The 14,697-nt window shown below is 71.5% G+C and carries 16 protein-coding genes and 3 pseudogenes; 10 read left to right on the top strand and 9 right to left on the bottom strand.

Annotated features, from left to right (window positions below):
• Positions 1-197: 197 nt before the first annotated feature.
• The 3 genes and pseudogenes from OV079_RS07120 to OV079_RS07115 all read right to left on the bottom strand — a co-directional run bounded on the left by OV079_RS07120 (position 198) and on the right by OV079_RS07115 (position 1,278).
• Positions 198-383: a hypothetical protein gene (locus OV079_RS07120; RefSeq protein WP_267766997.1), complete on the bottom strand. Its 186-nt coding sequence runs from the start codon at positions 381-383 to the stop codon at positions 198-200.
• Between the two features lie 437 nt (positions 384-820).
• A pseudogene (locus OV079_RS57375) lies at positions 821-988 on the bottom strand (alpha/beta fold hydrolase); the annotation flags it as partial.
• Positions 919-1,278: a hypothetical protein gene (locus OV079_RS07115; RefSeq protein ID WP_267766996.1), complete on the bottom strand. Its 360-nt coding sequence runs from the start codon at positions 1,276-1,278 to the stop codon at positions 919-921. The gene OV079_RS07115 and the pseudogene OV079_RS57375, both read right to left, overlap by 70 nt.
• Positions 1,279-1,578: 300 nt before the next feature.
• On the opposite strand from OV079_RS07115, the gene OV079_RS07110 reads away from it, so the two are divergent.
• Positions 1,579-2,112 carry a TetR/AcrR family transcriptional regulator C-terminal domain-containing protein gene (locus OV079_RS07110; protein WP_267766994.1) on the top strand — a complete coding sequence of 178 codons (534 nt, stop codon included), beginning with the start codon at positions 1,579-1,581 and terminating at the stop codon, positions 2,110-2,112.
• A gap of 191 nt (positions 2,113-2,303) precedes the next feature.
• Here OV079_RS07110 and OV079_RS53645 read toward each other — a convergent pair whose 3' ends face one another.
• A complete protein-coding gene (locus tag OV079_RS53645; protein WP_276602623.1) occupies positions 2,304-2,522 on the bottom strand; it encodes a glutathione S-transferase family protein in 219 nt (72 codons plus the stop codon).
• A 94-nt stretch (positions 2,523-2,616) separates the two neighbouring features.
• Positions 2,617-2,802, bottom strand: a pseudogene (locus OV079_RS57370) (glutathione S-transferase N-terminal domain-containing protein); the annotation flags it as partial.
• A gap of 284 nt (positions 2,803-3,086) precedes the next feature.
• On the opposite strand from OV079_RS57370, the gene OV079_RS07100 reads away from it, so the two are divergent.
• Together OV079_RS07100 and OV079_RS07095 are read left to right on the top strand one after the other, a co-directional pair.
• A complete protein-coding gene (locus OV079_RS07100) occupies positions 3,087-3,584 on the top strand; it encodes a hypothetical protein (RefSeq protein ID WP_267766993.1) in 498 nt (165 codons plus the stop codon).
• Positions 3,585-3,704: 120 nt separating this feature from the next.
• Positions 3,705-5,381 (top strand): hypothetical protein, encoded by a 1,677-nt coding sequence (locus tag OV079_RS07095; protein WP_267766992.1) that lies wholly within the window; start codon positions 3,705-3,707, stop codon positions 5,379-5,381.
• Positions 5,382-5,652: 271 nt separating this feature from the next.
• Here the strand turns inward: OV079_RS07095 and OV079_RS07090 are convergent, their stop codons facing one another.
• Positions 5,653-6,003, bottom strand: coding sequence for a hypothetical protein (locus OV079_RS07090; RefSeq protein WP_267766991.1), 351 nt, complete (start codon positions 6,001-6,003; stop codon positions 5,653-5,655).
• Positions 6,004-6,104: 101 nt separating this feature from the next.
• Here OV079_RS07090 and OV079_RS07085 point away from each other — a divergent pair, with 101 nt between their 5' ends.
• From OV079_RS07085 to OV079_RS07070, 4 genes are all read left to right on the top strand, one after another.
• Positions 6,105-6,488, top strand: a complete 384-nt coding sequence (locus OV079_RS07085) for a hypothetical protein (RefSeq protein WP_267766990.1) — start codon at positions 6,105-6,107, stop codon at positions 6,486-6,488.
• A gap of 95 nt (positions 6,489-6,583) precedes the next feature.
• Entirely contained in the window at positions 6,584-7,693 is a 1,110-nt protein-coding gene (locus OV079_RS07080; protein WP_267766989.1) for an NHL repeat-containing protein, read from the top strand.
• 158 nt (positions 7,694-7,851) lie between these two features.
• Positions 7,852-7,995, top strand: coding sequence for a hypothetical protein (locus OV079_RS07075; RefSeq protein WP_267766988.1), 144 nt, complete (start codon positions 7,852-7,854; stop codon positions 7,993-7,995).
• Positions 7,996-8,407: 412 nt separating this feature from the next.
• Complete coding sequence (locus OV079_RS07070) at positions 8,408-9,211, top strand: SDR family NAD(P)-dependent oxidoreductase (protein WP_267766987.1); 804 nt, start codon at positions 8,408-8,410, stop codon at positions 9,209-9,211.
• 6 nt (positions 9,212-9,217) lie between these two features.
• Here OV079_RS07070 and OV079_RS55620 read toward each other — a convergent pair whose 3' ends face one another.
• The gene (locus OV079_RS55620; protein WP_267766986.1) at positions 9,218-10,738 is read right to left on the bottom strand and encodes an alpha/beta hydrolase family protein; all 1,521 of its coding nucleotides are present in this window, start codon (positions 10,736-10,738) and stop codon (positions 9,218-9,220) included.
• Positions 10,739-11,561: 823 nt separating this feature from the next.
• Positions 11,562-11,687, bottom strand: a complete 126-nt coding sequence (locus tag OV079_RS07060; RefSeq protein WP_267766985.1) for a hypothetical protein — start codon at positions 11,685-11,687, stop codon at positions 11,562-11,564.
• 209 nt (positions 11,688-11,896) lie between these two features.
• On the opposite strand from OV079_RS07060, the gene OV079_RS07055 reads away from it, so the two are divergent.
• Positions 11,897-12,352, top strand: coding sequence for a hypothetical protein (locus tag OV079_RS07055; RefSeq protein WP_267766983.1), 456 nt, complete (start codon positions 11,897-11,899; stop codon positions 12,350-12,352).
• 44 nt (positions 12,353-12,396) lie between these two features.
• Here the strand turns inward: OV079_RS07055 and OV079_RS07050 are convergent, their stop codons facing one another.
• Positions 12,397-13,467 (bottom strand): phosphatidylethanolamine N-methyltransferase family domain-containing protein, encoded by a 1,071-nt coding sequence (locus OV079_RS07050; RefSeq protein ID WP_267766982.1) that lies wholly within the window; start codon positions 13,465-13,467, stop codon positions 12,397-12,399.
• Positions 13,468-13,548: 81 nt separating this feature from the next.
• Here OV079_RS07050 and OV079_RS07045 point away from each other — a divergent pair, with 81 nt between their 5' ends.
• Together OV079_RS07045 and OV079_RS07040 are read left to right on the top strand one after the other, a co-directional pair.
• Positions 13,549-14,061, top strand: a complete 513-nt coding sequence (locus OV079_RS07045) for a hypothetical protein (protein WP_267766981.1) — start codon at positions 13,549-13,551, stop codon at positions 14,059-14,061.
• A gap of 53 nt (positions 14,062-14,114) precedes the next feature.
• Positions 14,115-14,531 (top strand): annotated as a pseudogene (locus tag OV079_RS07040) (DNA methyltransferase); the annotation flags it as partial.
• Positions 14,532-14,697: the final 166 nt, after the last annotated feature.

Raw genomic sequence — 14,697 nt, 5'->3', positions numbered from 1 at the left:
CGCCATTCGTCCCGCGTCGCCGGCAGCCCGCCGTCCAGCAGCAGCGCGGCCGGATCCGCGTACCCCTGACGCCATTCAGGCGCACCGCTGATTCGCCGCCGGCACCACCCGCGCCCGCTGACGCCATTCGTCCCGCGTCGCCGGCAGCCCGCCGTCCAGCAGCAGCGCGGCCGGATCCGCGTACCCCCTGACGCCATTCAGGCGCACCGCTGATTCGCCGCCGGCACCACCCGCGGCAGCACCCGCGCCCGCAGCTCCTTCGAAAATTCCTGCGGCCGGGTGAACGCCGCGAAGTGCCCCGCGTCGCCGATGGTCGCGAGCTCCTTGTGCGGCGCCTCCACCTCGGCGAAGAAAGCCTGCGCCGGCTCGAGCTGCGTGAACACGTCGTCCTCGCCCTGCAGCAGGAAGAACGGCAGTTCGAGCGCGTCCCCTCGCGTCGCACGTCGTAGCGGATGAACTCGGCGTACAGCTGCGCCGCCGAGAATGTCATCCCGCGCTGCAGGTCGATCACGTCGCGCAGCGTGTAGCCCGGCGCCGTCGAGATCGACGGCATCAGCAGCGTCCGCCCGACCTCGCGCATGCGCGGGTCCGTCTTCAGCAGCCATCGCTGCTTGCGCTGCCACGCTCGCAGGTCCCAGCGCCACGGCTCGGCCCCGATCGCCTCCAGCTCCGCCACCCCGCGACGGTTCCCCGCCTCGCGCAGGCGCGCCAGCGTCTGCGCGTACGAGGCGACCTCGTTGTCCCGCCCGACCCCGAAGTCGGTCGCCACGTAGGCCGCGAACAGGTCCGGCCGGCGCCGGGCCAGCGGCGCCCCGATCATGTTGCCCATCGAGCCTGCCAACAGCACCAGCGGCACCTGTAGACGGGCGCGCACGTGCTCCGCCACCCGGGCCGCGTCCTCGATCAGCCGCGCGAAGCTCAGCGGAGCGCAGCCTCCCGCCCCGTTGCGCCCGAACGTCTTGCCGGCCCCCGGCTGGTCCCACTGCACGATCGTGAAGTCGCGCTCCACGCCCGCATCACCGGCGTGAACATCGAGAACGGCGCCCCCGGCCCGCCGTGCAGCACCAGCAGCGCGGGGTTCGTGCGGTCCTCGCCGCGGATCCCGATCCACTGGTCGATGGACCCGATCCGCACGAACCCCTCCTCGACGATCCCCCCGGACCCGGCGATCGCCAGCCCCTCCGCCGCCCGCCGCTGCGCCCGTCGCCGCCAGCCCAGCCCTGCGACCAGCGACGCCGCGGTTACCCCCGCCGCGCCCGCCAAGATGCTCCCGATCATCGCGCCTCTCCTTCATTGTGTATCACGTACACAATTTTGTGTATGCTATACACAGTCCGCTCGTGTCCGTCAACAAGCCCGCCCGCAAGCCCGCCTCCGCCCCCGCCGCCCGCCCGAACCGTTCGGCGAGCAGGCGCGCAGCGTCGACCTCCTGTGGGGCGAGCGGCTGCGCCCGACCCGGGGCCCGCGGCCGGGCCTCAGCGCCGAGAGCATCGCCCGCGCCGCCATCGCCGTCGCCGACGCCGAGGGCCTCGACGCGGTCTCGATGCAGCGCGTCGCCTCGAGCTCGGCTTCACCACCATGGCGCTGTACCGCCACGTCCCGGGCAAGGACGAGCTCGTCGACCTCATGGTCGACACCGGCATCGGCCCCCCGCCCGACCTCGCCGCCCTGCCCGGCTGGCGCGAGCGCCTGGCCGCCTGGGCCCGCGCGCTGTGGGCCGTGTTTCACCGCCACCCCTGGTCGCTCGCCGCCACCAACCGCCTGCGCGTCATGGGCCCGCTCGAGCTCGCGTGGGCCGACGCCGCCCTCGCCGCCCTCGCCGACACCGGCCTGCCCCCCGCCGAACGCCACCGCGCCTTCCTCGTCGTCCTCGGCCACGTCCGCAGCGCCGCCCAGTTCAGCGTCCGCAGCAACCGCGCCCGCAGCCTGTCCGGCCCGCAGTGGGCGGCCGCCACCGCGACCCTCATCGCCCGCGACCCGGCCCGCTTCCCCGCGCTGCAGGCGGTCCTGAGCACGGGCACGGGCACGGGCGACGGCGACGGCCTCGAGTTCGGCCTCGGCGTCGTCCTCGACGGCATCGCCGCCCTCGTCGCCCGCCGCGCCCAGGCATGACCCTCGCGCCATGCCCGAATAAGCATGTCCCCGAGGACATGCCCCGTGGAACATGTCCATGATTACCGCGGCGCGTCCGGCTGCACGTCCGCGTGGCTCACTCTAGAATCGAGCTCGACGCAGTTGGCCTCGACGCGCAGCAGCGTCGGCAACCCCGTCACGTCGACGCCGAACCGGCGGGCGAACGCCAGCTAGGGCACCAGCGCCAAGTCGGCGAACGACAACGCGTCGCCCACGCTGAACCGCCCGGCCAGGGGCCGCGTCATCGCCTCGAGCGCCGCCAGCCCCGGGCCGACGAACCGGTGGATCCACGCCCTCGAATCGGCCCCGAGCGACTCCACGTGCCGCTGCACCCCCGTGTTCTGCAGCGGCTGGATCCCCGCGTTGATCACCTCCGTCAATTGCCGCACCCGCGCGCGCCAGCGGATCGCGCGGCAGCAGCGGCGGCGTCGGCCAGCGCTCCTCGAGGTATTCCAAAATGGCGACCGACTGCGTCAGATACAGCCCCTCCTCGATCTCCAGCACGGGCACCTGCGCCATCGGGTTGAGCCGGCGGTGCTCGGGCGAGTGCTGCGCCCCCGCCCCGGTCAGCAGGTCGACCGCCAGGTATTCGTAGGTCAGGCCTTTGTACGCCAGAGCGATCCGCACCCGCCAGGTGGCCGTGCTGCGCCAGAATCCGTGGAGCTTCATACGCGGCAAGATAGACCGAGTCCGCGGACGCGACCACTCGCCGCGCTTGCACGTGCTGTGGAGCTGAACGAGGCCGGTCGGCGCGAACGTCGAGGCAGGGGCCCTGAGCGCCAGCACGGTCGCCGCAGCCCCGCTCGACCGGCGGCGCAACGGCGGAAATACGCTTCACCGGCAATTGTTTGGCGCCTGCCGAGCACCTACCCAACAACGGCGCTCGTCATCATGGGGTCGGCGCGTGTCGCCGGTCCAGGCGCCCTGCACTCATCGATTTCAGGAGTTTACCCATGCAGCGACATCTACTTCTCATCGGATCTGCTCGGCGTGCCCGGGCTTCGACGCTCGCCGGGCTGTTCGCCGTGGCGATCGCCGGCTGTGACGACCCCGCGCTGGAGGCCGAGCTCGCGGCCGAGGACGCCGAGCTCGCCGAAGACGCTGAAGACGCCGACGACGCGCCCGCGGGGCCGGCCCACGAGGAGCTCGCCCTCGCCGCGGCCGACCAACCGTCGCTCGATCCGCCGGAATCGGTGTGCTGCTCGATCGACTGGCAGATCCTGTTCCAGCCGCGCGTCCGCCTGTCGACGATGAGCGCGGAGGGCTGCAGCGTGTACAACTGGCCCCCGTCGGTCACGGCGCGCGTGGCGTGGACGGTGTATCACACGGGAGGGTACGCGCCGCGCAATGGCCTGTCGGCGTGGATGGCGCCGAATACGGTCACCTTCGTGCCGCTGTCGGGCGAGAGCGCGCTGTACTCCTCGTATTGCACCGCCTATACGATCGATTAGCGCGCGCTCACGCGCACCTCCGCGCCGGGGGCCCATGGCCCCGCGCGCCCCGCCGCGTGATCGGCTACGGTGCCGCGCGGAGATTTTCGTTCAATGATGCCAGCGAATCGACTGCCCTCAATGGGGCCCCTCGCCGTCGCCGCGTGCCTCTGTGCCGCCTGTCCCGGCGATTCCGGCGACACCACCGACACGGCCGCCGGCACCGACCCGACCACCGATTCGGGCCCGACCACCGGCGCGCCCACCGGGGTCGCCACCGACGATCCAGCGCCGACCTCCTCGACCACGAGCGAGCCTCCGGACACCACCGACGGCCCGGTCCCGGATCCCACTGACGGCCCCGTCACCACCACGACCAACACCACCGACGAGACCGAGACCGGCGACACCACCACCGGCGGCCAGACCGTCAACGTCGTCGTCCACCTGATCCCGCAAGAAGGCGTCACCGGCGAGCAGCGGATCAACTTCGCGGTCCCCCTGGCGCCCGGCGTCCTCGCCGACGACACCCAGGTCCAGGTCCACCACGCCGGCACCGAGCTGGCCACCGCGCTCCGCGGCCTCGCGCGCCACCCCGACGGCAGCTGGCGCAGCGTCCAGATCCAGCTCGACCTGGCGATCGACGGCGAGACCGACCTCGACGTCGCCCTCAATGCCGCCCCTGCCGCCGGCTCGGTCAACCTCGTCCCGGTCGCCGACACCCTCGTCGACACCGGCCCGAACGTGTGGGCCCTGCTGCCGGCCGAGTGGCTCACGACCAGTAGGTTCGCCGGTCCCCTCGGCACCGCCGCCGCGGCCGAGGGCACGCCCGGGCAGGCCTGGTCCGACAAGTGCGACTACGATGAATGGAACGTCGAGGCCTTCCTCGGCGCCAACGACTCCGCCGACGTCTGGCTGTACGATCGCGGCACCACCCACTGGCGCGGCCACGCCCGCCGCGGCGACCTCTCGACCCTGCGCTCCGCCTACCTCGAGACCACCATCTACCGCGACGGCCTCAGCGGCCAGGGCCCCGACACCGCCATCGGCGTGCCCGGCAAGACCGGCGACGCCAAGTACTATTATACGCAGAACATGGCCCTGCATTACCTCATGACGGGCGACGACCGCTTCCGCGAGAGCGCCGAGGACGTCGCCGAGGCCTTCGCCGACCTGTGGGACCCCGTCTACGAGGGCGGCGCCAGCTTCTGGACCGAGCGCCACGCCGGCTTCGGCCTGCTCGCCTACGTGTGGGCGATGAACGTCTCCGACGATCAGGCCCAGCAATTCCGCGACCTCGCCGACGCGGCGGTCACCGCCTACCTCGACGTGCAGGCCAGCTACCCGCCCGGCTACGACGATCCCGACGCCCGCTGCTTCGCCCACACCGACGTCGCCGCCGACGAGGAGTTCGGCTTCTGGGGCTGCTCGCCGTGGCTCAGCGCCATCCTGGCCGACGGCCTCGACCAGTACGCCACCGAGTCGCCCGGCGCCCAGGCCGACGCCGCGCGCGCCTCGATCGTCAAGCTCGGCCGTGTCATCGCCCGCGACGGCCTCGACCCCGACGGCAAGCCCTTCTACTGGATGGGCGTCGGCGACGGCAACGGCGCCGTCGACGACTACGACGAGCACTGGGGCGAGAGCGCCTACGTCGTCGCCATGGCCTACTACCACGACGGCGCCGCCGACCCCGAGCTGCGCCAGACCGCCGAGGACCTGGTCGCCGGCTTCGGCGACCTCGGCGAGGTCCCGCACATGCGCAGCTTCAACTGGCAGTGCCGCTCGGCCGTCGCCACCCCGTGGTTCCTCGCGCAATGACATTCCATGTCCGAACGGACACTGTCCCTTCGGACATGCCACGAACGACCTCGAGCCGTGCGTCGCGCGGCGCTCGGTTACTAATGTCCATCAAGACATGTCCATTAAAACATGTCTCGTGGTTGCAATCACCGTGCTGACCGCCCCCCCGCGCGACGCCCGTGGCCTGACGCCGGCGCTTCATGGAATTCACACCGGAATAGCGACGGCGACCCGATGGACCGCTTGAGTGAACCCAGTCCTTGGACCGGTGACCATCGACTCCCTCGCCTCAGCCGAGGTACACCCCGCCGCCCTCGGCGCGCGCCAGGCGGACCGCCTCGAGGATGTTGAGCAGGCGGAAGCGCAGCTGGTCGAGCCCGATCTCCGGCCAGCGGACCGTGTTGCCCAGCAGCACCTGCACCTCGCGCTCGAGCACGTCGAGGTCCTCGTCCTCGGCGTGGATGTCGTACGTCGCCAGCGTCGGCAGCAGCGTCAGCCCCAGCGCCCGCGCGGCGGCCGAGCCGTACACCTTCACCCGCCAGCTCTCCGGCCCCGCGAGGTCGTTGCGCGGCGGCGCCGCGTCCAGCGTCCGCAGCTCGCCGTCGGCCGTGCGCGCATAGGCGTGCGTGATGAGCGTCATCGGACCTCCGACGCAGTGTCGCGCATTCGCCCGCCGCGCACCCCCGCGCCGACCGGCGGCGCGGCTCGAATTGCCGCGCCCTTATGCCCTACTCTCGGCGCATGCACGTCCTCGACCTCGTCGGCCCCGACTGGCAGCTCGTCCCCCTGCGGATCCCCGGCGGATGGGCCGTGCGACAGAACGGCCTGGACGCCCGTCGCCTGCCCGACGGCAGCCTCGACTTCAACGACAGCGAGGACCTGCTGTGGCTCGTCAAGCTGCCCCCGCCCGGCGGCGAGTACCGCCCGGGGCCGGACAGCCCGTGGCGCGAGCTCCACCTCGACGCCGGCTTTTACCGCACCGCCTTCCGCGTCGACCTTCTCGACCCCGACTGGGATCACGTGCTCGCCAGCTTCACCACCGAGAGCTTCGTCGAGCTGCTCGCCTGCATCGAAAAATGGCTCGTGAACGCCCCGCTCGGCGACCTCTCGCCGCCCGCGTCCTAGGCGCTTCCCAGGCGTCGCCTGCAGACGCGCAAGCCGCTGCGCAGACGCTGCCCGCCGCGATGCGGTACCCTGCGCGACCGCGGAGGAGGATGGCGATGGTGACGCGAAAGATCGGCATGTTCGTGTGGTTCGGCGTGGTGCTCGGCGGCTGCGGCGACGACGGCGGGCGCACCAGCGACGGCGGCTCGGCGACGCTGGCGACCACCACGACCACCAGCCCGACGACGACCACCACTGGCAGCACCACCGACGAGCCGACCACCACCGCCCCGACCGGCACCGCCGGCGAGACGATGACCGGCACCAGCGACGCGACGTCCACCACCGACGTCGCCACCGACACCAGCACCACCACCGGCCCGGGCGTCAATCAACCGCCGACGTGGAGTCCGAGCCCGGCACCGAGATCGTCATCGAGGAGCTGTTCAAGCAACTTCGCCCCCGGCCAGATCTTCCTCGCCTCCTCGCGCACCGACGAGATCCGCGTCTACGACGGCAACAGCCTCGCGTTCATCCAGGCCTTCACGCACCCGGTGTTCAGCGAGGTCGACTCGCCGCTCTACACCTACGGCCCCAACGGCGCCTCCTTCAATCTGCGCGGCAACCTCGTCGTCGCCGGTTACAGCAGCTTCGTCGAGTTCAGCGACTACGGCGTCGAATACGCGGTGTACCCCAAGATCGCCAGCGAGGCGACCGAGAACGTCATCTTCGACCCGCGCGGCAATCTCTACACCACGACCGCCACCGGCGGCACCGACAAGCTCAATCAGTACGACGCGATGGACTACGCGTTCGCGCAGCAGATCCCGCTGCCGGTCGGCGCGGGCCAGCTGACCGGCATCACCTTCGACGGCAAGGGTCGGCTCTACCTCGCCAGCCAGACCGACAACACCATCCACGTCGCCGACTTCGACGACTTCGCCCAGTTCCCGTGGATCGCCACCCTCAGCGGCGCCGGCAACCCGGGCAACTTCGAGGGCCTGCAGTTCAACGCCAACGGCGAGCTCGTCGCCGCCGCCGGCGACCTCGTGCGCTACGACGTCGGCACCGGCATGAAGCTCGGCACCTTCGATCAGCCGAACGACGCCTTCCCCGTGCCGCTGCGCGTCGACAACGAGGGCAACATCTACACCGCCGACTACGAGAACGGCCAGGGCACCGCGCCCGCCGACATCTTCAAGTTCGCGCCCGACGGCCAGCCCTGACCTCGGCCAACGACCCCGGCCTGTTCGGCCCGTTCGGCCTCGCCATCTCCGGCACCGTCCTTGCCGGCGACCCGCCCGTCGCGTGGTTCTACCAGCTCGTCGCCACCGACCCCGACGGCGACGCCCTCACCTACGCGATCGTCTCCGGCCCGCCCGACATGCTCCTCGACCCGGTCAGCAACGTCCTGTCGTGGTCGGTCACCAGCGAGGACATCGGCGAGCACCCCGTGGTCCTCAGCGTCGACGACGGCCACGGCGGCGTCACCGAGCAGATGTTCACCCTGGTCGTCATCTCCGGGTGAGGGCGGCGCGCACGCTCGAGCGCGCTTCAGGACATGCCTCTCAAGCATGTCCTGAGAGCCAGGCTGTCCGATCGGCCGCTCGACCGCCCCCGCTCCCCCGCGCTCGCGGCAGCGACCTGTCCCCCAGGACATCCGACTGCGACCTCTGCCCCGCCGTCGCCGATCCCGAGCAGACCCTCACTTCAGCTCGCGCGAGGTCGCTGAGCGCCGCGGGCGGTCGTGTCGGCGCTCGACTCCGTTCGCAACCCTTGGAGGTCGCCTGACGGTGACGCCCCCGGCCGTCTCCAGCCAATGACATGTCTCTCAAGACATGCCCTGAAAGACATCCTCTGCCGTCACCCCTGCGAGCCGTGCCGACCGCTTGCTCCGGCCCCCTTGCCCGCGGCGGCCCCGCGTGGTCTCCTCGGCGCGCGTGACCAGCACCTCCGATCGCACCGCCTTCGTCCACAAGTACGGCCCCTGGGCGGTCGTCGCCGGCGCCTCCGAGGGTCTCGGCGCCGCCTTCGCGCGCGGCCTCGCCGACCGCGGCCTCAACCTCCTTTTGCTCGCGCGCCGGGCCGACGCCCTCGAGGCCGTCGCCGCCCCGCTGCGCGCCCGCGTCGACGTCCGCACCGCCGCCCTCGACCTCGCCGCCCCCGACCTCGCCGAGCAGCTCGCGCGCGTCAGCGACGGCCTCGACGTCGGCCTCTGCGTCTACAACGCCGCGCTCTCGCGGATCGGCCCGTTCCTCGACGTCCCGCTGGCCGACAAGCTCAAGATCGTCGACGTCAATTGCCGCGGCCCGCTGATCGCCGCCCACGTGTTCGGCGAGCGCCTCGTGCGGCGCGGCCGCGGCGGCCTGCTTCTCATGTCCTCGCTCACCGCCTTCTGGGGCTCGCCGCTGGTCGCCACCTACGGCGCCACCAAGGCCTTCAACCTCTCGCTGGGCGAGGCGCTGTGGTACGAGCTCGGCCCGCGCGGCGTCGACGTCCTGGTCTGCTGCGCCGGCGCCACCAAGACACCCGGCTTCGAGCGCTCGAGCGGCCCCGACGGCCCGCGCGCCATGACGCCCGACGCCGTCGTCGCCGAGGCCCTGCAGGCGCTGGGCGGCCCGCCGAGCGCCGTCCCCGGCGGCCTCAACAAGCTGGCCGCGTTCGTCCTCGGGCGCCTGTTCCCGCGCCGGCGGGCGGTCGCCCTCATGGGCTCGCAGACCGCCCGCCTCCACGCCCGGGACTGACGCGAATCAGTACACCACGCCCCAGCCGAGCGCGTTGACGAAGTTGTTGTAGTCGGCCACGAACGCGTTCACCACCGCGACCGGCGTACCGTCGCCGGGCACCACCGCGTGGGGCAACGCGTCGTAGACGAACACGTAATGGTTGCCCGGCCAGCTCGTCGTCGGCTTGGCGGCGCTCTGCCACGACAGGCTCGCGTCGGTGGCCGTGCAGCCGACCGGCGCCGTCGCGGTGACCCCGGCGGCGTTGTTGAAGTGCCAGCTCTGGCTGCCGTAGGCGCCGAACGCCGCCTTCATGAGCTTGCACGCGTGGCCCGGCGGCACGATCGTGTCGGCCACGCCTTGCATGCGCAGGTACTTGACGTCGGTGCGCACCGCCAGGTCCTCGGCGACGAACTTGCTCGAGCGCCACTCGTACGCGTGCGGCACCGACGCCGGGTCGCCGACCCAATCCTCCATCAAGTCGGGGAACGGCGTGGTCGCCGGATCGGTCGGCAGCTCGCCGACCAGCCAGCCGCCGAGCAGCGCGTGCAGCGACGCCCACTCGCTCGGCCCGGCGACGTCGATCGCCGCCTGCACCGGCGCCCCGCGCTGCACCGCCCGCGTCGTGATGCAGCCGCCGTGCGACAGCCCGTGCATCAGCACCTTCGACGAGTCGGCGTACGACTTGGCCAGCACCAGATCGGTCAGTCGCAGCACGTCGGTCACCTCGCCGTTGCACAGCTCGACGCTGCCGCCCGAGACCCACTCATAACCTGGCCCGAGGTACAGCCGCTCGCCGCGGTAGGTCGACATCGCCACGACCCATCCCTTCGCCGCCGACGCCATGCACCCCTGCGGCTCGTTGCCCCAGCCGAGGCCGAACCACCCGCCGTGGTTGAAGATCTGCACCGGATGCGCCCCGGCCGCGCTCGGGCGACAGATGAGCCCGTAGATCGTGTTGCCCTGCACCGGATAGCTGACGACCTCCCACGTCACCGACGCGCCGTTGTAAGGGCCCGTGATCGGCCCCAGGACCGTCGTCAGCCCGCCCGTCTCGGCCGTCCCGCAGGTGCCGTTGTTGTCGAACAGGATCACCTCGTCGCCGTCCGAGCACGCGTTGCCGGCCGAGACCGGGTGCTCGCCGCCGAGGACGCGATCGAACGCGCACTGCCCGGCCGGCGTCGTGAACGTCTTGAGCGGATCGTCATCGATGGTCACGCGCAGCTCGGCGCGCCCCGCCGAGCAACCGGCCTGCGTCGGCCGCCAGTACTTCGCCAGCGGCGTCAGCGACTTGGCCCACGAGTAGAGCTCCGGGTCGGTGAACGACGCGGTGGTGCTCGCCGTCGTCGTCGTCAGCTCGTCGAACGCCCCGCTGTCCCAGTTCCTCGCCAGGATCCGCACCGTCGAGCCCGACCCGCCCGAATAGCCCTGCATCGAGATCGCGGCGCTGGATTCGTGCGACGTGCGGCTGTTCGGCGTCCACACGCAACCGCTCACCGACAAGAGCAGACAGAGCCGCGCGAAGCGGCCAAATGCAAAGTTCGTCACGATAGCTACCATCCCGTCGGCCACGCTATCCAGGCCCGATCGCGGGCGTCAAGCCGACGTGTTCGCGCCGCGCTGCCGCGATCGTTCGCTCCGCATGACGACCTGCCCGCGCCCGACGGCGAGCTGCGCATCGCCCCGTGACGAGGCCGCCGAACCTCGTCCCGACCCACGCTCTCCATGCGAGCACACGCCCCTCCGCGCGGGGTTCTCCGACCCGAGCCCCGCACAAAGGCCTTCAAGGCTCGGCCCCGCTCCACAGCAAACAGTCGATGTGTTCACGAAGTCGACCGGCCTTCTCCTCGAAAAATTGCCATGACACGCGCGAGACAGGGAGCCTCGCCGATTCCACCCTCATGCCAATCGTCCCTGCGAACATTGGGGCACCACCGCGACCTCGCGCGTCACACGGCGAAGCCCGAGGTGGAACATCCGTGGCCCCCTGACGAGCCTGCGATCGAGTGCCGCACCGACGCGGGTGTAAGCCCGGGCGCATCGCCGGCGTGCGGTCGGCGATGCGCCTGTTCGCTCTTTGCTTGTCCCTCTTCGCTTGCCACCCCGATACAGCAGGGCCGACGCCCGCCACGCCCGCCGCGCCCGCGCCCGCACCCGCGTCCGCGCCGGCTCCCGCACCCACGTCCGCCCCCGAGCCCGCCACGCAGCCCCCCGAATCGGCCGGATCGATCCCCGCTTTGCCGGAGCTTCGCGAGCCCAGCAACGCCTTCATGGAAGCCCTGCTCTCGGGCACCTTGATCGACCAGTCCGGTTGCCTGCGCGTCAGCCCCGACGGCAAGCAGCCGGGCCACCTGCTGATCTGGCAGCCGGGTTACGGCGCGCGCCGCACGGGCGACCGCCTCGAGATCGTCGACAGCACCGGCAAGGTGGTCGCCCGCGTCGGCGAGCCGCTGCGCACCGGCGGCGGCCAGGTCCAGCTGACCGACGCGCTGCGCAAGCAGTTGAAGGCGCCGCTCGACGCCGCCTGCGTCGGCCCTTACTGGCTCATGGGCCAGCTGCAGGCCCCTGAGCGCGCACGAGAGATTGCGGCTCCGAGGAGCCGTCGACTTCGGCGCACGACGAGCGCGCGCCGAGCGGTCGATCGCGGACGACCGTGCTCCCGCGACGCGGATGTAGGCCGGGCGCGTCGCAGGCGTTTGGTCGGCGATGCGCCCCGCCTTCATCGCCCTGCTGCTCCTCGCGTGCCGCCCCGACACCACCGAGCCGCCCGCGACCGCGAGCTCTCCACCGGCCGCCTCCCCGCCGAACGCCGCCCCCGAGCGTCCTGCGTCGCCGCTCCCGCCGAACACGATCCAGCCCGATCGCGTGTGCGTGGTCGCCACGTCGGAGCATCACCAGCTGAGGGCAGAGTTCGACTGCACCTGCGGCGAACCGTATGCCTGCCAGATCGCCCGCCGCGGTGACGCGCTCGAGCTCGCCTTCGAGCGAATACCCAGCCCGGCGATCTGCGACGATTGCGTCCCGAGCCGGACCACCTGCGCCCTCGATCGACTGGCGCCCGGCGAGCGCGTGCGCGTGACCCTCGGCGGCCGCGAGCTCGGCGACCTGACGGCGAACGCCGACGGCTGGCTACCGGCCGGCACCTGTCTGCCCATCCGCTGATGGCCGCGGCGCTCGGGCCGACGCCGCGCCGCGCCGCGGTCGATTCAATAGACCCCGGGCACGATCCGCCAGCGCACCCGTCGCTCGTATTGCTGCCACAGCGCCCCGTACTTCGCGCGGCAGCGGCGGTCGTCGTCGATCTGCCGCGGCACCAGCAGCACCAGGTAATACAGCGGGTACAGCCACGGCCCCAGCTCGCCCGGGTGGCCGAGCGACAGCGCCAGCGCCGTCGCCATCGCTATCTCGCCGAGATAGTTGATGTGCCGCGACAGCCCCCAGAAGCCGTTCACCAGGATCTGCTTCTCGCCGTCGCTCAGCACCTCCGGCTTGATGGTGCCGAACGCCAATTTCTCCGGCTGCGTCTTGAACCAGAACTTCTGCATGTTGGCCCCGCGGGCCAGCGTCCAGCCGGTGAAGAACAGCAGCGCGCACATTCCCAGCAGCGGCCCCGGCGTGTGCGGGTTCGGCAGCGCGGCCGTCGTCCACAGCCCGACCGCGTAGAAGAACGGGTAGAACGTCAGGCAGCCCCACCCGAGCTTGAAGCCGACGCGCTCGGCCACGAAGTCGTAGGTGTAGAGGTGGACCTCTTCGAAGTTGAGGTACTCCCACAGGAAGAACGAGAACAGCGCCACGTGCAGCAGCACCCCCGGCGACGGATCGTTCGGGTACAGCAGCAGGTGATGGGCCGCGAACGACAGCAGGTTCAGCTGCAGCATCACCGCCCCGATCAGATACAGGAACATCTTGGCGTCGATGTGGCCCTCCAACCATTGCGGATTGGCCAGCCGGCCGAGGTACAGATCGGCCAGGACCCCGCGCCGCGGCGCCGCCGGCAGCACGATCGCCAGGGTGAACAGGAGCCCCAGCCCACACGCAGTCGCCAGCGTCTCCGCGCGGTGGACGTACAACCAGTCCCACGGCACGAGGCCGGTCGCCCCCGCCACGAAGTACAGCGCCACCGTCAACGCCATCACCCGCACCCCGTTGAGGCGGTAGCGGAGCGGCGCACCGGTGGCCTCGTCGCGCACGTAGCCGGTCACGCGGCGGGCCGGCACGATCAGGTGGAGCACGAACACCAGCCCGTACAGGGCGATCAGCGCGAACACGGGCGACACGCCCGCAGGCTACGGGCCGGGCCGGCGGCTGTAAAGCCTCGGCCGGCGTGCGTGTCGCCGCGACTCGTGCCAAGCTCCGGCATGCTCTGGCTCCGCGCTCCTGTCCCCGTCCTCGTCGGCCTGCTCCTCAGCGCATGTTCCAAAGGCCAGGTGGAGCCCACCGGCCCCGGCGGCGGCGGTAAGGTGTGCACCGAGATGGGCTGCATCGGCGGCCTGCGGATCGAGCTGCAGCCGAACGCCGGCTGGCCGGCGGGCGACTACACGTTCGCCTTCGCGCTCGACGGCGTCCCCGTCACCTGCAAGGGCGCCCTGCCGCTCAAGGCCTGCGAGGCCGGCCCCTCGCTCACCTGCGACGTCCCCGACCGCGTGCAGATCGGCGAGTCCGGCTGCGCTCTTCCGCCCGAGCAGCACGGCTTCGCGGACATCCAGATCCCGAGCAGCCCCGCCGCGGTCGACCTGAAGATCCTGCGCGGCGAGGAGACCCTCTATTCCGGCAACATCAGCCCCACCTACGTCGAGTCGCGGCCCAACGGCCCCGGCTGCGAGCCGGTCTGCCGCGGCGCCTCCGCCCAGGTGGCGCTGACGTTCCCATGACCTGGCCCGAAGGCCAGCTTGTCGTCGCCGCCGGCCTGCGCTAGCGTCGGGCAGTGGACCCGCGCCCCCTCGTCGAGGCACCCGCGCTGTCCCACCGCGCGGCCGGCCCCGAGGTGGCGGGCGACCATTACGACAACCGCCTGATCCGCGGCGACAACCTCGCGGCCCTGCGCGCGCTCGGGCCCGAGTTCGCCGGCAAGATCCGCTGCGTCTACATCGACCCGCCGTACAACACCGGCCGCGCCTTCGCCCACTACGACGACGGCATCGAGCACGCGCGCTGGCTGGAAGACATGCGCGCGCGGCTGACGGTCCTGCGCGACCTGTTGGCCGCCGACGGCACCCTGTTCGTCCACATCGACGACAACGAGCTCGGCTACCTGATCGTATTGCTCGACGACATCTTCGGCCGGGCCAACCGCGCCTCGGTCGTCACCTTCAAGCAGGGCGCGCCGACCGGCCACAAGGCGATAAACCCCGGCTGCGTCACGACCTCCAACTTCGTCCTCGTGTACTGCAAGGACCGCGCGCTGGGCCCCGCAGCGGCTGTACACCGCCCGCGAGCGCGACCCGCGGTACGCCCAGTTCATCGTCGACCGCGCCGCGCCGCACGCCGAGTGGCGGCTCGTCACCCTG

This window comes from Nannocystis pusilla (assembly GCF_026626665.1).
Lineage (GTDB): Bacteria > Myxococcota_A > Polyangia > Nannocystales > Nannocystaceae > Nannocystis > Nannocystis pusilla.
The sequence above is the reverse complement of the archived record's forward strand: the minus strand, read 5'-3'. Positions and strand labels throughout refer to the sequence as shown.